Origin of the sequence: Rhizobium sp. LC145 (genome assembly GCF_001005825.1) — a bacterium.
GTDB lineage: Bacteria > Pseudomonadota > Alphaproteobacteria > Rhizobiales > Rhizobiaceae > Neorhizobium.
In genome coordinates this window covers 216,946-236,462 of sequence record NZ_LBHV01000002.1, presented here as the reverse complement: position 1 = coordinate 236,462, position 19,517 = coordinate 216,946, and the positions used below count along the sequence as shown (strand labels likewise).

Sequence of the window (19,517 nt, the reverse complement as noted above, 5' to 3'; positions counted from 1 at the left end):
TCAATCGACGATTTCTCTCTAGGATTGAACCGAAGGCATTTTCTGTTTACATGTTTACCTGCATGGAGGAACCGGAAGCTTGCTCGCGCTCATCGTTGCAGACGATCTGACAGGAGCCTTGGATTCCGCGGTAATGTTCGCGGCCCGCGGCATGCGCTGCTGCGTCCTTCGGCATCCGGAAGCCCTAGTCTCGGCCGACTTGTCCGATATCGATGTCTGCGCAGTCAGCACCGGCTCGCGGGAAGGTGGCCGAAACCAGGCGCGGGATGCGATCGCCGCCGTTCTTGCCGCGCTCGAACCTCCCTTTCCGGATTACATCTTCAAGAAGGTGGATTCCCGCCTGAAGGGTCACGTCGGGCTGGAAGCCCGCCTGCTGGCCGAGGGCACAGGCCGGACCTGCCTTCTCGTCTCGCCGGCCATTCCGGAGATGGGGCGGTTTGTTACCGATGGATATCTTACGGGAACCGGCGTCATTGGGCCAATCTCCGTGGCCTCCCGTGTTGCCGAAACGGAAATGCCCCTCGCCATCCCCGAGGCAAAGAGCGATACGGATCTCGTTCATTGCGTTGGCCTCGCGCGCTCCGAGACGACACTGTTTGTCGGGGCGCGCGGACTTGCCGCGGCATTGGCCCGGCACCTGAAACCGCATGGCAAGGCACCTTCGGAAATCCGGCTTCCGCGTCCGGCACTGTTTGTTATCGGCTCGCGGGACCCCATCACAGAGGCGCAGGTCGAAAGGCTTTGCTCAAAGCTGGACGTGGGCTTCCTGATCGCCGAGAATGGACGGGTGCCGGCGGGAGCCGAGCCCGGATCGGACCTGACGATCGCGAAGATGACCTCCGGAAATGCCGCTGTTGCGGCCGAGCTCGCGGGCGGCTTGTTCGCCGATGGAATTTCCGCTCTCATCGAGACGACGCAACCTGCAACCCTGCTCGCCTGTGGCGGAGAAACCGCCAACGCGCTTCTGGAGCGCCTCGGCGTCGAGCGGCTCGATGTTCTTGACGAGATTCTTCCCGGCGTTCCCCTTGCGAGCGCCGTCCTCCGTGGCAAAACCACGAGAATTATTACAAAATCCGGCGGGTTCGGAGATGCCGATACCCTTCTCCGATTGGCATCTTCCGTAGAATCGTTGGAAGATATTTCCACGGCAGCTGAAAGCGAACCATGACGACCACTTCGCAAGAACGTGCAGCGAAACCGGAGCGGGCTAAACAACGCTCGTCGCTCGGTGATCGCATCTACCATCTCCTTTACAGCCGGATCGTCAATGGCGAGTATCCGGCCAACCAGAAGCTGCCGCCAGAACTCGCGCTTGCCGAGGAATTCGGCGTTTCGAGGCCTGTTTTGCGCAACGCTTTAGAGCGCTTGCGCGAGGAAGGCCTGCTTTATTCGCGACAGGGGGCCGGCAGCTACGTGCGCAAGCCCCAGCAGGCGGCACTCGGCTTTGCCCGGGTGGAAACGATCGCCGATATTCAGCGCTGTTACGAATTCCGGATCACCATCGAGACCGACGCCGCCTATCATGCAGCACTTCGCCACAACCGGACAGCGCTGCGGAAAATCAAGGAGGCGCTCGATCTCTTGGATGCGGCGACCGGCTCGTTCAAGCATCGCGAGGATGCGGATTATGCCTTCCACATGGCGGTCATCCACGCATCGAACAATCACTTCTACGAAACCTCGCTACGGGCTCTTCGCGAACACATCCAGGTCGGCATGAAGATGCATGGACAGTCGCTGATGTCCGATGGTCCACGCGGGCTTGAACAGGCTTATGCCGAACACAGCGCGATCTATGAAGCAATCCGGGCACGCGATGCCGGCGGCGCTGAAAAGGCAATGCTTCAGCACATACGTAATTCCCGCGACCGACTTTTCGGCGGCAGCATGATCAATCTCGCGATGGACAATGATGCAGAGGAAACCGGACAGGCTGAGGCCTGATCGGCTTGCTGTAGGGGCGGATGCAGCTCACGAGGAGCCGATATTTCAAACCGGGTGATATAGTGGCAACGACAGCGCTCACGCCGCCGTACCGGCGAATAATTCATATTTCCGCAGGATCTCAGCGATCTTCCGGTCCTGTTCCGGATCTGGCAAAAGCGCGGGCTGGCGGCTGGCGCCGACGGAATGATCCATCAGATAGAGCGCGCGTTTAACCAGCGCCGGCGGATAGCCGAGGCCGTAGAGATCCTTCCGAAAGCCGGCAAAAATCTCCTGCTGCCGCTGCGCTTCGGCAACATCGCCTGCGTTGAAAGCCCGGCTGATACTGGCGAGGACTTCAGGCATGACGTTGCCAAGACCGGAAATGCAACCCTTGGCGCCCTGCTCAAAGGACCAGAGCACCAGGTGATCCGGGCCGGAATAGACATCGAACCCCTCCACATCCCGGCCTATGGCCATATAGGCCTCCAGGGTCTCCTGCGCGCCGCCCGAATCCTTGATACCGGCGATATTGCCATGTCCGGCAAGCTTTCGCGCGGTCTCCGGCTCGATATGGTTCTGGGTTCGCGCCGGAATGTCGTAGAGATAGACCGGGGTCGCGACCGCATCAGCGACCGAGGAGAAATGCCGGATCAGGCCATCCTGCGTGCAGGCGATAAAGAACGGCGTGATGACGGCAATTCCGTCCACGCCCATGCGGTCAAACTCCTTTGCGAGCAGCTTGGTTTCGAAAGTCGCGGGCATCCCGGCATTGACGATGACCTTGGCACGACCGGCAACCTCGTCCACCACCTCCTCCGTCAACCTGACCTTCTCCTCGAAAGTTAGGGCAGAGAAATCTCCATTGGTGCCCGCGCACATGATGTTGTTGCCGGCGGCAACCTGCCGGCGGACCTGGGTGCGCGTCGCTTCGAAGTTGACCGTTTCATCGTCGTTGAAGCAGGTGACGAGCGCAACGAAGGTTTCGCTATGAGCCATAGGATCTCCCAGGTTTATCAAATCGCAGTCGCCGATTGCGGAAGAGTTTTTCCATTTCGGCCAATTGAAAAAAGGCCGGACCGCCAATCCGGCCGGCTGCCTAAGGGACCTTCGCGCCTTCTGGTAAAGTTGTCAACATTGTAAGCGCAGAAATTACCAGCTACGGAGCTCCCAAGACAGCTTTACCAGCGACAAAACCCCTGGAGAACCACCTGGAATTATCCACCATCATGTTGATTTATTGATATTTTTAATGGACCTCCCCAACCACACAATCTGCGATGTGGCGCCGCTCGAAGCAGATTGCGCAAGGCTCTTCAATACTAATTGACAAATCTTTTCATTTCACCCAGGCTTGGAGCAAATGAGAAATCTCGGGAGATTGCCGGCAGCCGCTGCAAACGCAATCGACAGTGATTACGCGATATCAGGGATGCGAGGACATAATGACGGCAATCAGTCGACCGCTCGAAATGCTGCGACCTGCGATGGTGCGCTTCGGAGAAGGGACAATCGCGACATTGGCCTCATGGCTGGCGGAGAAGAAAATTTCCCGGCCCTTTATCGTGTCGGATACGTTCAATGCCACCCGGACGGATCTTTTGGGGATTTCAGGCGCCACGACATTCGGAAAGGCCATGCCCGAACCCGACCTGCCGAATCTCATGGAAGCGGTTGCGGCAGCGCAGGCGTGCGCTCCCGATGCGGTGATCGGCTTCGGCGGCGGCAGCGCCATGGATTTGGCCAAGCTGGTGGCCGTGCTGTGCGGGTCTGGAAAATCGCTGCACGATATTTCCGGATTAAACCGCGCGAGCCCTCGCCGGATGGCGCTCATCCAGATCCCCACCACCGCGGGCACCGGCAGCGAGGTGGGTACCCGCGCGCTCATCACCGATCCGGCGACCATGAACAAGGTTGCCACCGAAAGCCCGCAGATGTTGGCGGATCTCGCGATCATCGATCCGGTTCTCACGATGACCGTACCGCCCATGATAACGGCCGCGACCGGGATCGATGCCATGGCCCACTGCGTGGAGGCCTTCACCAGCAAGCGTTCCCACCCGCTCATCGATGCCTATGCTCTCGAAGGCATCCGGCTCGTGGGCAGGTACTTGCCCCGCGCCGTCAGAAACGGCAGCGATATCGAGGCCCGGGCTGGGCTTTCGCTTGCGGCCTTCTACGGCGGTGTCTGCCTTGGCCCGGTCAACACGACGGCGGGGCACGCCATTTCCTATCCGCTTGGAACCCGGCACAAGATCGCGCATGGGGTCGCCAACGCATTGATCTTCCCGCATGTTCTCGCGGCCAATCATGAGGCCGTGCCGGAGAAGACGGCACTGGTCTGTCAGGCACTGGGCTTCGAGGCGAATACCGCGCATGATGTCCTCGAAGGCGCCCAGGCCTTCTGCAAGGGGTTCGGCCTCAACATGGCGCTGTCTTCCCACGGCGTGCCTGAAAGCGATCTGGAGACGATGGCGAAAGAAGCTCACGCCATCCGCCGCCTTCTGGACTTCAACCCGCGTGAGCTCGCTGTCAGCGATATCCTGGCGATCTACAGGACGGCCTATCGCGCCTGAAGAGCAAGCCTCATGTGAAACGGCGCCCCACAGGCGCCGTTTCTGCTGGAAAGCCATTATCCTCAGGCGATAATTGCCTCACGCTCCAGGCGGCGACGCTGCTGCACCTCAGGGTCCGGATCGAGACCTGCAGCCAGAAGCCGCCTCGTATAATCCTGCCGAGGGCTTTCGAAGATTTGGCGGGCCGTACCGCGCTCCACGACCTTGCCCGACTTCATCACCATGACATGATCGGCGAAATCCCGGACGACCGGCAGATCATGCGCGATGAAGATGAAGGCGATCTTCAATTCGCGGCGTAGCTTGTCGAGAAGCGCGATCACTTGCGCCTGGATCGAGACGTCGAGGGCCGATACCGCTTCGTCGCAGATGATGAGCTGGGGCTCGAGCGCCAGCGCACGGGCGATTGCGATACGCTGGCGCTGGCCACCGGAGAACTGGTGAGGATAGCGGCGGGCATGCTCGGGCAGGAGGCCCACCTGCGCCAGCAATTCGTCGACACGCTCGCGCCATCGGGCCTTGGGAAGGATTTCGGGATGAATGACCCAGGCCTCCGAGATCAGCTCGTAAACGGACATGCGCGGATTGAGCGATTGGGTCGGATCCTGAAAGACCATCTGGATCTGCCGACGCAGGCCGAAGAGCTCCTTGCGCGACATGGACAGGAGATCGCGGCCCTTCCAGAGCGCCTGGCCGCTATCGGCCTCCTCCAGCCGAAGCAGGCACCGGGCCAGCGTCGATTTGCCCGAGCCACTCTCGCCGACCACCGCCATGGTTTCTCCCGGCTGGAGGTCGAAAGATACTCCATCCAAAGCCTTGAAGGCGCCGTAGGCCTTTTCCATGCCGGACACTCTCAGCAGCGCCTCACCGCGGCCTTGAGGTTCGTGCATCGCGCCACGGCCGGGCGCAGCGGATATCAGCTTCTTCGTGTAGGGATGCTGCGGGTTGTGATAGACCTCGCTCGGCGTTCCCGTCTCGACGATCTCACCGCCATTCATCACCACGACGCGATCGGCGACCTCCGCGACCACCCCCAGATCGTGGGTGATGAGGAGCAGGCCCATGCCGGTTTCCTTCTGAAGTTCATCGAGCAGCGAGAGGACTTCGGCCTGAACGGTCACGTCGAGGGCGGTGGTCGGCTCGTCGGCGATCACGATGTCCGGCTTCATGGCAAGCGCCATCGCGATCATGACGCGCTGGCGCTGACCTCCGGAAAACTGATGCGGGTATTTCTTCATTGACGCTTCCGGCGAGGGAAGGCCGACACGCTTCAACAATTCCAGCGCCCGGCGTTCGGCCTCGTCCCTTCCGGCGCCATGTACGAGCATGGTTTCGACAAGCTGCCAACCGACGGTATAGACGGGGTTCAGATGGCCTAGCGGATCCTGGAAGATCATGGCTATGCGTTTGCCGTTGATCATCCGGCGCTTGCCGATCGGCATCGTCAGCAGGTCCCTGCCCTCGAAGAGGATCTGCCCGTTGGTTATCTCGCCGGGCGGCATGTCGATCAGGTTCATGATGGCGGAAGCGGAGACCGACTTGCCCGACCCGCTTTCACCTAGAATGGCGAGCGTCTCGCCGCGATCAAGATACCAGCTTATGTTGCTTACCGCTTTGACCGTACCGCCGGCGGTATGAAACTGGACCGAAAGGTTACGGACTTCCAAGAGATGCTCAGCCATTGGACTTTCCTCCGATCTCGAGACGCCATCTTTGCGTGGGGTCAAGCGCGATGCGCATCCAGTTGGAGAGAAGGTTGAGCGACATGGTCGTGAGAATGATCGCGAGGCCTGGCCAGAAGGCCAGCCACCACGCGGTCGCAAGATATTGCCTGCCCTGACTCACCATCAAGCCCCAGGTGATCTGCGGCGGTTGAATGCCGATGCCGAGAAAGGAAAGCGAACTCTCCGCGAGCATGACGAAGGCGAAATCGAGCGTGGCGATCGTCACCAGCGTCGGGATCACCATCGGCAGGATGTGCCGGAAGACGATGCGCGCCGGCGAAGCGCCCATGACTTCGGCCGCTTCTACGAACATGCGCTGGCGGATCTCCATGACCTCCGCCCTGGTGGTGCGCAGATAGACAGGGATACGCGTGATCGCCAGCACGATGACGAGGTTTCCCACCGAAGGCGCCAGGATATAGAGCACGACGACGGCAAGCAGCAGCGAGGGGAAGGACATGATCACGTCCGCCAGGCGCAGAATGACATTGCCGACCCGACTGGAGGCATAACCCGCCACCAGGCCGAGCAGCGCGCCGATGATTGAGGAGCAGAGCACCGCACCTGCCGCGATCAGCATCGTGTTCTGCGCGGCCACCACGACGCGCGGAAGTAGCGGCCGGCCGAGGGAATCCGATCCGAGCACATAGAACCAGCCATTCGCAATGCTGAAGGGCGGGGCGTTGCGGCCGCGCAGGTTCTGGCTCAGCGCGGCATCCCCCATCAGCATGGGGCCGCACACCGCGCAGAAAATGACGACCAACAGGAAAATGGTCGCGGCAAGGGCGAACTTGTCTCGCCAAAGCATGCCGAGCACACCCCTGATCCGGCCTTTCTGCTGGACTTCGGCTTGCGTTGAGGTTCCCGGCAGAGTCTGGGTCATGGTCATGGCCTTAGGTCCGGACGCGCGGATCGAGGATCGCGTAGGCGATGTCGATCAGGAGATTCATGACGAAGATTGCAAGCGCGGTCACCATGATCGCGGCGAGCACGACGTTGAAATCCCGCTGCAGGATGGAATCGATCATCAGCTTGCCGACACCCGGAAAACCGAAAATCGTCTCGATGATCACCGCCCCGTTGAGCATGGCGGCTGCCTGGTCCCCGATCACCGTGATTACCGGCAGCATGGCGTTGCGCAGCGTATGAACGAAGATGATCGACGTATTGCCCACGCCCTTTGCCCGCGCGGTCTTCACATAGAGCGATCCGAAGGACTGGATCATCGACCCGCGGACGATCTGCAAGATGAGCCCGAAGGGACGAATGAACAGGACGGCTACCGGCAGTATCCAATGCCACACGGTTCCTGTGCCAGAGGTCGGTAGCCAGGCGAAATTGACGGCGAAAACGACGATGGCGACGATCGCCACCCAGAAGTCCGGAGCGGACGCCCCGATCAGAGAGACCACGGATGCGAAGCGGTCAAATATGCCGCCAGGCCGGAAAGCGGCAAGTGACCCGATCACGATCGCGGCGATGGAGACGAGCGCAATGGTGATGGCGGCGAGCTGGAAGGTCCAGGCAAAGCCTTCGAAAACAACATCTATCGCCGGGCGGGCCTGGCGTAGAGACTGACCGAAATCGAGATGGAGGAGATCCCAGACATAGCGGCCGAATTGCACGATCAGCGGATCGTTCAGACCGTGCAGGCGCCGGAAATTGTCGAGCATTTCCTGCGTCGCCTCTCTCGGCAGGAATAGGGCCGCGGGATCGCCCGTCAGTCGCGACAGGAAGAACACCATTACGACCAATGCGGCGAGCGAAAAGAAGCTCGAGAGAACCCGGCCGAGAATGAGTTTTCGCATTGCCTTCTCCTCATGCAGAAGGAAGGCGCAGCGGACCGCCGCGCCTTCCGTTTACGCTTATTTGAAGCCGACCTGGGACAGCTGCAGCTGGCTGTTGGTCGCGATCGTCGGCTTGAAGGCCACGCGCGGGTTGACGCGGGCGAAGCTGACCTGATTGAAGAGCAGCACGTCCGCGACCACATCGTTGTTGAGATAGGCGAACAACTCGGACCACTTTTTGGCGCGGTCTTCGCCGGTCGCAGCCGTCGCCTCCTCGATCATCTGGTCGACCTTCGGATCGGAGAAGCCCGACTGCGGCCCGTTGCTGTGATACTTGAAGAACATCGAGAAGACCGGGTCGCCGCGGGCATTGTCGTGCTGCGCGGCAACGAGCTGCGCGGTGCGGTCTTCGGCGAAGGGCTTGCCGTAGATGTCTTCGAACTCGGCCACCTCATACATCTGCAGATCGACATTGAGGCCGACATCGGTGAGCATGCTCTGGATTGCTTCCATCACTTCGAGCACATTCGGGAAGAGATTGCTGCGGCCGATCAGCGTGATCTTGGAATCGACGGCGATACCATCGGCCTTCGCCTCGGCTACCAGCGCCTTGGCCTTCTCAGGATCGAAGGGCCAGGGTTTGATGTCCTTGTTGAAGCCCAGCGTCGTTGGCGGCACCATGGCGGTGGCGAGCGTGGTCTCGGCCGGGACCAGCGTGCCGACGAAGGCCTGCCGGTCGATCGCCAGGTTCAGGGCTTCGCGGATGCGCTTGTCCTGAAGGGGCGGCTTGCCCTGATCGATGCGCATGTAGAAGACTTCCGAATTGGGATAGGCCTGATCGGTCTCCGCATTGGTGGCGTCGGTTACCGAAATGCTCGGCGCGATGTCGGCCTCACCCGTCTGCACCATGGCTGCCGCGACAGCCGGATCGGTGCGGAAGACGTAGGTGGCTTTCTCCACCTGGGGCGCATCACCCCAATAATCGCCGCGACGCTCGAGCACAATGTTCTGGCCGACATTCCACGCGGTCATCTTGTAGGGGCCGGTGCCGATCGGGTCACGGACGAATTCCACCGGCGTGTCGGATGGTACGATCGTCACGATCGACATCAAAAGGGGAAGGATCGCCTGTTTCGGCTCGGCGGTGATATCGATCGTGGAAGGATCGACCACGGTCGCGGTGATCTTGGTCGAGCCGAAATAGCGAGGTGTCTCGCAGCTCAGATCCTTGCTCATGGCGCGGTCGATCGAATGCTTTACATCCTCCGCGTCGAAATCCGAGCCATTGGAGAACTTGACGTTCTTGCGCAGATGGAAGCGCCAGGTGTTGTCGTTCTGCTGATCCCAGCTTTCCGCCAGCCGCGGCATCAGCCCCTTGTCGCCGACGACATCGAATTCCGTCAGGGTTTCATTGATGTTCTGCAGCAGCACGCGCCCGATATTCGAGCGGGTGGACATGCACGGCTCCATGAGGTCGACGCCCTCGCCGAGAACGATGGTGACGTCCCTGGAGGCGTTTTGCGCCGATGCCGGCATGGCTAGGTGAACGGCACTCAGGAGAGCGGCGCCCAATAACATGAGACTGCGTTTCATAGTGATCCTCCCTGATCACGGCGGGTTAACACCAAAGCTTTCGCCGGAAAACCTGTCGATCAGGCCACCGGCAAGATATGCGCGTCATCGTCGATCATCGCCACTGCGGCGAGCGCGATTATTCTTATGGACGATGGCTTCCTCCGCGGCTGCCGCGGCTTGACACCCTGTAAAGATGTGGACTGCCGTCACCCGGTGCTCTTGCGAGAAATTTGTGCCGGCAGGCCGGTTTGCCGCTGAACCTCCATTTTCCAATGCGCCAAGATTGACGTTTTTCTTGCCAACATGTCAACTGGTAACATGAAATCGTCATTCATCAAGCACTACCCGGTGACAGATTTTGGATTTTCATCCATGTTTTCCAATAGATTAAAAGTAGTAGGCGTCGACATAGACATGAAATTCCAACTTGACAACATTTTGGATAATGCAGATGTTCCCCATCATAGCGTCCGATTTGAGGAGGAGAGAACGATGTCCCCGGAGGAAATCGAGGGTCGGATGAACGGGGTGATTACCGATCTTGGCGGCGGGCGCTCTGAGGCTTTCCTTCCCTCCCCGGCAATTCAAAATCATGCCGCCTTCCTGGCATGGCTGCCGGACGGCAGCCTCGGCTGTGCATGGTTCGGGGGAACGCTCGAGGGCAAATCCGATATTTCGATCCACGTCACTCGGCTGATCCCCGGCAGCGACCGCTGGACTGCTCCATCGCAAGTGACGGATGATCCCGCGCGCTCGGAGCAGAACCCGGTGCTCTGGGTGGATGATGATGGCGGGCTCGTCCTCTTCCATACCTCGCAGGTTTCGGGAAACCAGGAGGGGAGCGAGGTCAAGTCTCGCCCGCTGCGTCTTGCCAGCGAAAGCGTGACATCCGGCAGCTCGAAAACTCTGCCACTGCCGCGCGGCACCTTCATTCGCGCGCCGATCGCACGCCGAGGCGACGGCGCGCTTCTCCTGCCGCTCTTCCTGTGCAAGGCGAAGCACGGAGCCAAGTGGAACGGCAGCCACGACACGGCGGCCTTGGCGATCAGCGACGACAAGGGCATCACCTGGCGCGTCGTTCACGTGCCGCAGTCCCTCGGCTGCGTGCACATGACAATCGTGCCCCTTGGTGGCTCGAAAATGGCAGCCTTCTTCCGCCGGCGGCAAGCCGATTTCGTCTATCGAACAACGAGCGAGGATGGCGGCGAAACCTGGAGCGTGCCGGAAGCGACGGATGTTCCCAACAACAATTCCTCCATCAATGCCATTCGCCTGCGGGATGGTCGGATTGCGCTCCTCTGCAACCCAATCTCCACCGCCTATTCCAAAGACCGGCGCGCATCCCTTTATGACGAACTCGGTGAGGAGGACGACCGGCCCGATTCTGACGGCGGGATCGAGCCCATCTGGGGCGTGCCGCGCGCACCGCTGACGCTCTGCTTCTCATCGGACGACGGAAGAACTTTTCCCGTCCGCAAGCTGGTGGAAGAGGGCCCCGGCACGTGCCTTTCGAACAACTCGGTGGACGGCCAGAATAAGGAGCTTTCCTATCCGGTGCTTCTGGAGGATCAGGACGGCACGTTGCACCTTGCCTTCACCTTCCATCGCCGAGCCATCAAATATGTCCGGCTGGCGCCCGACTGGCTGAAGGCCTGATGGAGCGGCCGCTCATTCCTTGACTGCCAACGGGCGAGATGGACAGAGCGGCAGCTTTATCTTCACAGTCGGCGCGTCTGCCCCATCATTCGGTATCGTCCGGAACGGCCATGCCCGGTCCCCTGATGATCTCGCGCTTGCCGACATGGTTGGCCGGACCGACCAGGCCTTCCTGCTCCATCCGCTCGACCAGGGAGGCGGCTTTGTTATAGCCGATCGACAAGCGACGCTGGATATAGGAGGTGGAGCATTTGCGATCCTTCATGACGATCTTGACCGCCCGCTCGTAAAGCTCGTCGCCATCCTCGCCGGCAATCGCGCCCTTGTCGAAGACGGCCTCTTGAACCGCGCCCTCCTCGTCGCCCTCGCCTTCGTCCTCGGTCACCGTACCGAGATAGTCGGGTTGTCCTTGCGTCTTGAGATGGCGGACGACCTGTTCCACTTCCGCATCGGAGACGAAGGGTCCGTGGACGCGGGAAATCCGTCCGCCGCCGGCCATGTGCAGCATGTCGCCCTGGCCAAGGAGATGTTCCGCGCCCTGTTCGCCGAGAATGGTGCGGCTGTCGATCTTGGAGGTCACCTGGAAGGAAATGCGGGTGGGGAAGTTCGCCTTGATGGTGCCGGTGATGACATCGACCGACGGACGCTGGGTCGCCATGATGAGATGGATGCCGGCGGCGCGCGCCATCTGCGCCAGCCGCTGGATCGCGCCTTCGATATCCTTGCCGGCCACCATCATGAGATCGGCCATTTCGTCGACGATCACCACGATATAGGGCATCGGCGAAAGATCGAGTTCCTGCTCCTCGTAGACGATTTCACCTGTTGTGCGGTCGAAGCCCGACTGGACGCTAACGGTGATGACCTCGCCCTTTTCCCGCGCCTGCGCCGCTCGTTGATTGTAACCGTCGATATTGCGGACGCCGAGGCGGGACATCTTGCGATAGCGGTCCTCCATCTCGCGTACGGCCCATTTCAGCGCCAACACGGCTTTTCTCGGATCGGTGACGACGGGCGTCAAAAGATGCGGAATGCCGTCATAGACGGAAAGCTCGAGCATTTTGGGATCAATCATGATCAGCCGGCATTCTTCCGGGCGCAACCGGTAAAGGAGCGACAGGATCATGGTGTTGATCGCAACCGACTTGCCCGAACCGGTCGTGCCCGCGACGAGCAGATGTGGCATTTTGGCAAGTTCGGCGATCACCGGCTCGCCGCCGATCGTCTTGCCAAGGCAGAGCGCGAGGCGATGCTTCGTCTCCCAATAGTCCTCGCATTCGATGAGTTCGCGGAAATAGACCGTCTCACGAGTTGCGTTCGGGAGCTCAATGCCGATGACGTTACGGCCTGGTACCACGGCAACACGCGCCGAGAGCGCCGACATCGAACGGGCGATGTCGTCTGCCAGGCCGATGACCCGGGAGGATTTTACTCCCGGAGCCGGTTCGAACTCGTAGAGGGTGACGACGGGACCGGGGCGGACGTCTATGATTTCGCCACGGACGCCGAAATCCTCCAATATGCTTTCGAGGAGACCGGCGCTCTGTTGCAGCGCATCTGGCTGCATGGCCTGGCCGCGGTCTCCCACCGGCTGCTGAAGCAGGGAAATCGGCGGGAATTCATATTCCGCGACCACGGGAACCCGAGGCCGGGGTCGCGGCAGTTCCGTCGCCGTAGTGGTCTCCAGGGTGGGGCAAACGGTTTGCATGGCCGGCGCCGGCTCACGCACAGCAGACAGGACTGCCGGCGCCGATGGCTGGACAGGTGCAGGCCGGAATGAAGGCATCGGCTGGATGCTTCTGGATCTTGTCGCCACCGCGGTGGGCCGAGCGCTTTGCGCGACTTCGCGATAAAGGGCCGTCACCGAGTTGACGGAGGAATCGAGCAGGCGTCGAGGCGCCTCATGTGCCGGGGCGGGGGCTTTCTCGACAGCAGCAGTCGCCTCCTCGACCTCGATATCGAAGGGCATGACCTCCCAGAAGGCATGGTCCGAGATTGCCAATTCCGGACGTGTCATTACAGCCGGCTCAACCTGATCGATGGTGATGGCTTCGCTGGCCAATTCGCTGCTCTCCTCTACGATCTCTACCCGCTCCTCGACTACCGCTTGCCGCATGACGGAGGCAATTTGTTCCAGCTCGGCAATCACGCCGGCGGGAGGCTGTTCATTGGCTGCGTACCGGCCAGACGCGGAGGTCAGATAAACGTCCGACGACATCTCGATGAAGCGTTGTTCTGCGGGGGCTTCAACCTGCTCGCCACCATGTTTTGCGCGAGTCAGCGCGCTTTCTGGCGTGCGGGTGAATCTTACGTTTGGCGCAAGCGTAAAGGCGGACTGCCAAGGCGCCTCCTCGATGCTCACCTGATTGGGATCGACCGACGGCGGGCGTGGGAAATACACCTCCGGCGCCGTCTCCTCTTCACCATCGTCAGGCTGAGACGAACCAGAACTCTTTTGAAAATTGCTACGGGAGAACTGCATGGGGGACCGACGAAATACGAGACAGGTGGGTGCATCAATGAGGTAAAAAATAAAGGTTAACGGCACCTTTCCAGACGCACGCAAATCGGCCGTCGGCAGCCTGAGTTGAGTGAGAAAACTGCTTAAGCACGATGCTTACCTCATTTCATGAATGCTTCTCTCCCGGTGACCTGAAGCAACCCCCGGCATTGCGCCGCGCCGCCGATGGCTGTCTATGCCATGATGCTGGGAACCGTATCTGAACCGATGCAATTCTATCCCGCAACGATACCGTCGGCTCTAGTCGAGTGAAGAGGCTGTCGGAGCGAGAAAACCGCACCGCTCGAATCCGGTGAACGGCCGGCTGCCGGCGATGACGGCCGAACGACCTGCAATTCCGCTTCCGTGGAAAATTGTTCCCCAGCGGCCCCAATAGCACGCATCAAACTTTTCCAACTGAACGCGAAGTTCAGAACGGCCTATCATCCAAATCTCTACTAAATCGATAGTGTTTATGGCTAATACTCCAATCAAGGGACGGGGATATGGCTGAAATCAGTTCGCCTCTGCAGGATTTTTCCGCCGATAGCCGCTCCGGCTTCGCAATCAGGAAAGCGACATTGTATTCGGTGCTGTCCTGGTTGGCGCCGCTTCTGCTTCTGTGCCTTTGGGAAGCCGCATCACAGCTTGGGTTGATCGCATCGCAGGTGATGCCTGCTCCAAGCCGGGTTGCCGAAACCGGCTGGCAGCTTGCGATAACAGGAGAACTGTTCGTTCACCTCGGGGCGTCGTTGCTGCGGGCCACAGCGGGTTTCGCGATTGGCGGCAGCATCGGGTTCGCGTTGGGCGTCGCGGTTGGGTTTTCGCCGCTCGCGCATGCCCTTCTCGACCGTTCAATCCAGATGATCCGTGCCATACCCTTTCTGGCGATGCTCCCCCTGGTCATCGTCTGGTTCGGCGTCGATGAAGGCGGCAAGATTTTTCTCGTGTCGCTCGCCGTTCTCTTCCCGATCTACATCAACACGGTTCTGGGCGTACGACAGATCGATCCGAAACTGATGGAACTGGCGAAAGTCACCGGTATGAACTGGCCGGCGATTGTCAGACGGATCATTCTTCCGGGCGCCATGCCCTCCATTTTGACCGGTGTCCGTTATGCGCTGGCGCATGCCTGGCTAGCCCTGGTGATTGCCGAAACGCTGGCGACCACCAAGGGAATTGGCTTCCTGGCAATGGACGCGCGTGAGTTCCTACAAACCGACGTGATCCTTCTGACGATCATCATCTACTCGGTCATCGGCGTCGGTGCGGATGCGCTCGCGCGCCTGCTCGAAACCAGGTTGCTTGGCTGGCATCCGAATTTCGCAAAGGGAGCACGCTGATGAACAAGCTCGTCAACATTGCCAAGTCGATTGCCATCAACGCACCGGCAGAGAGCGATCCGTTTCTCAACGTGCCGCTGGCCGTTTCCGTTTCCGGGTTGGAGCGGCGCTATGGTGAGCGTCTGGTCATCAAGTCCCTGGATATCACAATACGAAAGGGAGAGTTCGTCGCCCTTCTTGGCGAAAGCGGTTGCGGGAAGACCACTCTGTTGCGCGCCCTTGCCGGCCTCGATGCCCCGGATGCGGGGCGCATCGAAGCACCCGGCCGACCGGCGGTGGTTTTCCAAGAGCATCGCCTGCTCCCCTGGGCCTCGGTCTGGGAGAACGTCGCGCTCGGCAACGAAAAGGCGATCGGCAAAGACGGCGCCTCACGCGCGCTTGGGGAAGTCGGGCTTGCCGGGCGGGAAGACGACTGGCCGCGCAATCTGTCCGGCGGACAGGCGCAGCGCGTCGCGCTTGCTCGGGCTTTGGTACGCGATCCGAAACTGCTCCTGCTTGATGAACCGTTTGCCGCGCTCGATGCGCTGACCCGCATCAAGATGCATGTGCTTGTCCGCGAACTGGTCTCCCGGCATCGCCCGGGCGTACTGATCGTGACCCATGATGTGGATGAGGCTGTCGTCCTCGCCGACCGCATTCTTGTCATGCGTTCCGGACAGATCGCTGCCTCCTACCGGCCCGCCGAGCATGCTCCGGGCGAACTGAGGCCGCTGCTCCTCGACGAATTGGGCGTGACAACGCACTGACCCTTCCTTCAACCAAATCCAAACCCAGGATATCTCCATGACCAAATACCAACCGAACCGCCGCGCCCTCTTGCAGGCGGGTGGCCTGCTTTTGGCTGGCGCCGCGGCATCGAAGTTGACACCCGCGCTCGCCGAAGAACCGAAGAAGCTGACGCGCAATACAGATATCGTGCGTCTTGGCTGGGGCCGCGGCGGTATTCCCCTCATTTCCAAGCAGCGCGGCGTCCTCGAGAAAGAGCTTGCGGACAAGGGGATCAAGGTCGAATGGGTCGGTCCCTTCCCGAACCATGCGCCTTCGCTGCAGGCCGTGGTCGGCGGCAGCGCCGACTTCGGCTTCTGGGGATCGACGACGCCCGCGCTTGCCGCCATGCTGGCCGGCTCGCCACTCGTCTTCAATGCCTTCAATGTCTATTCGCCGCGTTCGACGGCGGTGATCGTGAAGAAAACAAGCGGCATCGATACCGTCGCGGATCTGGTCGGAAAGAAGGTCGCCGTCAACAAAGCTGGCCTCGGCGAGTTTCTTGTCGTCGCCGCATTGGAAAAGAACGGCATCGACACCAGCAAGGTCGAATTCGTCTATCTCAATCCTCCGGACGCAGCCCCCGCTTTTGCCCAGGGGAAGGTGGATGCCTGGTCGATGTGGTCGCCCGGAGTCGACATCTCCCGCTTCGAGAACGATGCCAAGGACATCTTCAACGAGGGCACCGATCTCGATTTCCTGATCGACTACAGCTCCCTCGTGTCCACCCGCACGTTCTCGGAGGAGAACTCGGAATTGGTGCGCGCCGTCCTCGACGCCTACTACAAGGAAGGCGAGTGGCAGTCACAGAATGCCGCCGAATCCGAACGGATCGCGCAGGCGGAAGGCAAGTATGCCAATGAGGTGCGCGATTACCTCGCCGGTCTGAAGCGGATCAACAAATTCTACGAGCCGAAAGACGCCGAGTTCATCGCCCAGTTCCAGCGCGCCGCGGATTGGCTCGCCGACCGCAAGATCATCAAGTCGCATCTGAAGGTCGCCGACTATAGCGTCCAGGTATAAGGAAGGAATGTAGATGTCACGGCAACATATCCGTCTCGGCGTGAACGTCCTGGCTTCCGGCCGGCACGATGCTGCCTGGAAGACATTCGAAGACAAGCGTCATCTTTCGACCGACATCGATCATTTCACCGCGATTGCGAAATCGGCAGAACGCGGGTTGATGGACGCGATCTTTCTGGCCGACAATCCGGGCGGCCTGGTCAGCGAAGCCTATACCCGTCCGTGGCGGGCGCTCGATCCGGCGGTTCTCGTCGCCAATCTGGCAGCACATACCGAACATGTCGGGCTCGTCTGCACCACGACGACGCTCTTCGGCCATCCATATACCATCGCCCGACAGATCGCCTCGATCGACCATGTGAGCCGCGGCCGCGCGGCCTGGAACATCATCACCTCCCAAAATCCCCCCGCCCTCGACGCCTATGGAGCGGAAAAAGGCTGGGACCAGGCGGAGCGTTACAAACGCGCCGAGGAATTCGTCCAGATCGTCACCGCCTTCTGGGACAGCCTGCCCGAGGAAGCCTTGGTCGGCGACCCGGATAGCACGGTTTATCTCGACCCGTCGCGGCTGCGCCGGCTGGACTTCAAGGGGACGCATTTCTCCGCTCGGGGCGCTTCTTCCGTACCGGAAACGCCGCAAGGCCGGCCGGTGATTTTCCAAGCTGGCCAATCCTCCGACAGCCGCGCCTTCGGAGCGCGCTATGCCGATGCGCTCTTCACCGGCCAGCGGATCATCGAAGGCGCGCGCGCCTTCTATTCCGAGGTGAAGACACTGGCGAAAAGCTTCGGACGCGACCCCGATCATCTGCTTGTCATGCCTGGACTGTTTCCGGTCCTTGCCTCGACCGAGGAGGAGGCGAAGCGCCACAAGCGCAGCCTGGACGACCGTCTCGATTCCATCGCGCTCCGCGAAGAGCTGGCGCGGCATATGGCCGTCGATGTGTCGCTTCTTTCCGATCTCGATGCGCCAATCCCCTTCGCCGAAAGCGAGGCGAACGAATCCCTGGTGCCGATCGCCTCGCGCTGGCATCGCGCGGAAATGTTAAAGGAAGCACGTCAGAACGGCTGGAACATCCGGGAACTGCTGTTCTCGAACATCACCGGCGGCCATCGCGTCTTCGTCGGCACACCAGAAGGCTTTGCTCAGGACATGCTTCACTGGATCGACACGAAGGGTGCGGACGGCTTCAATCTGAACATCGACGTGCAGCCCACCGGCCTCGACCTGATCGCCGACGAGGTCATCCCGGTCTTGCAGAAGCTCGGCCGTTATCGCAGCGCCTATGAAGGCCGGACTCTTCGCGACAATCTCGGCCTGCCGCGTTTCGATGCCAAGGCGCGGAACGGGCTTGCGGCCGCGGTCTGAGCGTTCAAGGAATTGTACTGAATGTCTGATATCAGCAAATTCGGAGGGGCCTCCCTCCGGCTCGTTTCACCTTACGCATCATCGCTCGGCCTCGCACCCGCGATCGAGCATATCGCAAAGACGGCGGTCGAGCGGGAAGTGGATCGCCGCCTTCCCCACGAAGAGATCGCCGAACTGAAGGCGCTCGGCATTGGATCTCTGCGCCTGCCGAAAGATGCCGGCGGTGCTGGAGCTTCGCTGTCTGAGCTGTTTTCCGTCGCGCGCGATCTGGCCGCAGCCGATTCCAACATCGCGCACGCCTTCCGCAACCATCTCTGGCAAGTCGAAGCAGCCTTGCGCCAGCCGGGGCATCCGTTTCATGCCCATGTGCTGGCGCTTGCCGCCGAGGGCAAGACGGTCGGGTTGAGCTTTGCCGACAGCGATGCCACCGCCGCCGGGGCGCTGTCGTCGAAGGTCCTGTCGCGGATCGAATGGGATGATGCCCTGCAGGCCTATCGCGGCTCCGGGCGGAAGGTCTATGCGACCGGCAATCTCTACAACGACGCCTTCGTCGGCCTTGCCGTCGAAAGCCGCGAGAACGCGGCGGTGCAATATGTTCTCTATCGCGGAGATGGTGTCGACGGAGACGACGACTGGGGCGGCTTCGGCCAGAAGCTGACCGGCTCCGGCACCGCGAAATTCAATGCGGCGACCATTCCGGCCAAGCAGGTCTATCCTCAAGACCCGCCGCCGCGTGAAGGCGCAGCACCCTGGCGCTTCACCTTCCATCAGGTCTATCTCACCAATTGCATTGCCGGCGTGGCGCGACGGATTGCACTGGATGCGGTGGATGTGCTTCGCACGCGCGGCCGCAATTTCTATCACGGCGAGGCAGACCATCCCGCCGACGAACCTGTTCTACAGGCGCATCTTGGGCGGATCAGAGCCTATGCAGCCTCGATCGAGGCGACGATCGACCGGACGATCGCCAGTCTCCAGCATGCATGGGACAGCCATGGAACAGCAGCGGAATACGATGCCGTTCTGGCTGCGTCCTTGTCGGCTGCGGAAGCGAAGGTCGTCATCGACGATCTTGCACCCCAGATTGCCGGCTGGCTGATCGACCTAGGCTCCGGCTCGGTCGTATCGCAAAAGGGGGCGCTCGACAGGCATTGGCGCAATATCAAGGTCATCGCCTCGCATAATCCCCGGCTCTACAAGGAACGTCTGCTCGGCCAGAATCTCCTGAGCGGGCGCCTGCCGCCGACGGGCGCATTCTTCTGATGTGCCATCTCATCTC

Annotated in this window: 15 protein-coding genes; 9 read left to right on the top strand and 6 right to left on the bottom strand. The window is 60.7% G+C overall.

Annotated features, from left to right (window positions below):
• Positions 1–79 precede the first annotated feature (79 nt).
• Both YH62_RS05840 and YH62_RS05835 read left to right on the top strand, forming a co-directional pair.
• Positions 80–1,168: a four-carbon acid sugar kinase family protein gene (locus YH62_RS05840; protein ID WP_052760350.1), complete on the top strand. Its 1,089-nt coding sequence runs from the start codon at positions 80–82 to the stop codon at positions 1,166–1,168.
• Positions 1,165–1,944, top strand: coding sequence for a FadR/GntR family transcriptional regulator (locus tag YH62_RS05835; protein WP_046793241.1), 780 nt, complete (start codon positions 1,165–1,167; stop codon positions 1,942–1,944). The genes YH62_RS05840 and YH62_RS05835 overlap by 4 nt, the downstream gene beginning before the upstream one ends.
• A 78-nt stretch (positions 1,945–2,022) precedes the next feature.
• Here the strand turns inward: YH62_RS05835 and YH62_RS05830 are convergent, their stop codons facing one another.
• On the bottom strand, positions 2,023–2,922 hold the full coding sequence (locus tag YH62_RS05830; protein ID WP_046793240.1) for a dihydrodipicolinate synthase family protein: 900 nt from the start codon (positions 2,920–2,922) through the stop codon (positions 2,023–2,025).
• Positions 2,923–3,368: 446 nt separating this feature from the next.
• On the opposite strand from YH62_RS05830, the gene YH62_RS05825 reads away from it, so the two are divergent.
• A complete protein-coding gene (locus YH62_RS05825; protein ID WP_046793239.1) occupies positions 3,369–4,499 on the top strand; it encodes an iron-containing alcohol dehydrogenase in 1,131 nt (376 codons plus the stop codon).
• 62 nt (positions 4,500–4,561) lie between these two features.
• Here YH62_RS05825 and YH62_RS05820 read toward each other — a convergent pair whose 3' ends face one another.
• The 4 genes from YH62_RS05820 to YH62_RS05805 form a co-directional block, all read right to left on the bottom strand.
• On the bottom strand, positions 4,562–6,181 hold the full coding sequence (locus tag YH62_RS05820; RefSeq protein ID WP_046793238.1) for an ABC transporter ATP-binding protein: 1,620 nt from the start codon (positions 6,179–6,181) through the stop codon (positions 4,562–4,564).
• Positions 6,174–7,031, bottom strand: coding sequence for an ABC transporter permease (locus YH62_RS05815; protein ID WP_245282062.1), 858 nt, complete (start codon positions 7,029–7,031; stop codon positions 6,174–6,176). The genes YH62_RS05820 and YH62_RS05815 overlap by 8 nt, the downstream gene beginning before the upstream one ends.
• An 85-nt stretch (positions 7,032–7,116) precedes the next feature.
• On the bottom strand, positions 7,117–8,031 hold the full coding sequence (locus tag YH62_RS05810) for an ABC transporter permease (RefSeq protein WP_046793237.1): 915 nt from the start codon (positions 8,029–8,031) through the stop codon (positions 7,117–7,119).
• Between the two features lie 57 nt (positions 8,032–8,088).
• A complete protein-coding gene (locus YH62_RS05805; protein WP_046793236.1) occupies positions 8,089–9,603 on the bottom strand; it encodes an ABC transporter substrate-binding protein in 1,515 nt (504 codons plus the stop codon).
• Positions 9,604–10,077: 474 nt separating this feature from the next.
• Here YH62_RS05805 and YH62_RS05800 point away from each other — a divergent pair, with 474 nt between their 5' ends.
• Positions 10,078–11,241, top strand: coding sequence for an exo-alpha-sialidase (locus tag YH62_RS05800; protein WP_046793235.1), 1,164 nt, complete (start codon positions 10,078–10,080; stop codon positions 11,239–11,241).
• Between the two features lie 85 nt (positions 11,242–11,326).
• On the opposite strand, the gene YH62_RS05795 is transcribed toward YH62_RS05800, so the two are convergent.
• A complete protein-coding gene (locus YH62_RS05795; protein ID WP_082118258.1) occupies positions 11,327–13,723 on the bottom strand; it encodes a DNA translocase FtsK in 2,397 nt (798 codons plus the stop codon).
• 524 nt (positions 13,724–14,247) lie between these two features.
• Here YH62_RS05795 and YH62_RS05790 point away from each other — a divergent pair.
• From YH62_RS05790 to YH62_RS05770, 5 genes are read left to right on the top strand one after another with little or no spacing between them, the layout of a single operon-like run.
• Complete coding sequence (locus YH62_RS05790) at positions 14,248–15,084, top strand: ABC transporter permease subunit (RefSeq protein WP_046793233.1); 837 nt, start codon at positions 14,248–14,250, stop codon at positions 15,082–15,084.
• Positions 15,084–15,830: an ABC transporter ATP-binding protein gene (locus YH62_RS05785; RefSeq protein WP_082118257.1), complete on the top strand. Its 747-nt coding sequence runs from the start codon at positions 15,084–15,086 to the stop codon at positions 15,828–15,830. The genes YH62_RS05790 and YH62_RS05785 overlap by 1 nt, the downstream gene beginning before the upstream one ends.
• A gap of 37 nt (positions 15,831–15,867) precedes the next feature.
• Entirely contained in the window at positions 15,868–16,872 is a 1,005-nt protein-coding gene (locus YH62_RS05780; protein WP_046793232.1) for an NrtA/SsuA/CpmA family ABC transporter substrate-binding protein, read from the top strand.
• Between the two features lie 13 nt (positions 16,873–16,885).
• Positions 16,886–18,238, top strand: a complete 1,353-nt coding sequence (locus YH62_RS05775) for an NtaA/DmoA family FMN-dependent monooxygenase (protein ID WP_046793231.1) — start codon at positions 16,886–16,888, stop codon at positions 18,236–18,238.
• Between the two features lie 21 nt (positions 18,239–18,259).
• Positions 18,260–19,501 carry an acyl-CoA dehydrogenase family protein gene (locus YH62_RS05770; protein WP_046793230.1) on the top strand — a complete coding sequence of 414 codons (1,242 nt, stop codon included), beginning with the start codon at positions 18,260–18,262 and terminating at the stop codon, positions 19,499–19,501.
• Positions 19,502–19,517: the final 16 nt, after the last annotated feature.

Coding starts and splice junctions, on each gene's coding strand:
- YH62_RS05775 (WP_046793231.1), top strand. CDS start 16,886: ATGTCACGGCAACATATCCGTCTCGGCGTGAACGTCCTGGCTTCCGGC.
- YH62_RS05810 (WP_046793237.1), bottom strand. CDS start 8,031: ATGCGAAAACTCATTCTCGGCCGGGTTCTCTCGAGCTTCTTTTCGCTC.
- YH62_RS05805 (WP_046793236.1), bottom strand. CDS start 9,603: ATGAAACGCAGTCTCATGTTATTGGGCGCCGCTCTCCTGAGTGCCGTT.
- YH62_RS05790 (WP_046793233.1), top strand. CDS start 14,248: ATGGCTGAAATCAGTTCGCCTCTGCAGGATTTTTCCGCCGATAGCCGC.
- YH62_RS05830 (WP_046793240.1), bottom strand. CDS start 2,922: ATGGCTCATAGCGAAACCTTCGTTGCGCTCGTCACCTGCTTCAACGAC.
- YH62_RS05815 (WP_245282062.1), bottom strand. CDS start 7,031: ATGCTTTGGCGAGACAAGTTCGCCCTTGCCGCGACCATTTTCCTGTTG.
- YH62_RS05820 (WP_046793238.1), bottom strand. CDS start 6,181: ATGGCTGAGCATCTCTTGGAAGTCCGTAACCTTTCGGTCCAGTTTCAT.
- YH62_RS05835 (WP_046793241.1), top strand. CDS start 1,165: ATGACGACCACTTCGCAAGAACGTGCAGCGAAACCGGAGCGGGCTAAA.
- YH62_RS05770 (WP_046793230.1), top strand. CDS start 18,260: ATGTCTGATATCAGCAAATTCGGAGGGGCCTCCCTCCGGCTCGTTTCA.
- YH62_RS05780 (WP_046793232.1), top strand. CDS start 15,868: ATGACCAAATACCAACCGAACCGCCGCGCCCTCTTGCAGGCGGGTGGC.
- YH62_RS05800 (WP_046793235.1), top strand. CDS start 10,078: ATGTCCCCGGAGGAAATCGAGGGTCGGATGAACGGGGTGATTACCGAT.
- YH62_RS05785 (WP_082118257.1), top strand. CDS start 15,084: ATGAACAAGCTCGTCAACATTGCCAAGTCGATTGCCATCAACGCACCG.
- YH62_RS05825 (WP_046793239.1), top strand. CDS start 3,369: ATGACGGCAATCAGTCGACCGCTCGAAATGCTGCGACCTGCGATGGTG.
- YH62_RS05795 (WP_082118258.1), bottom strand. CDS start 13,723: ATGCAGTTCTCCCGTAGCAATTTTCAAAAGAGTTCTGGTTCGTCTCAG.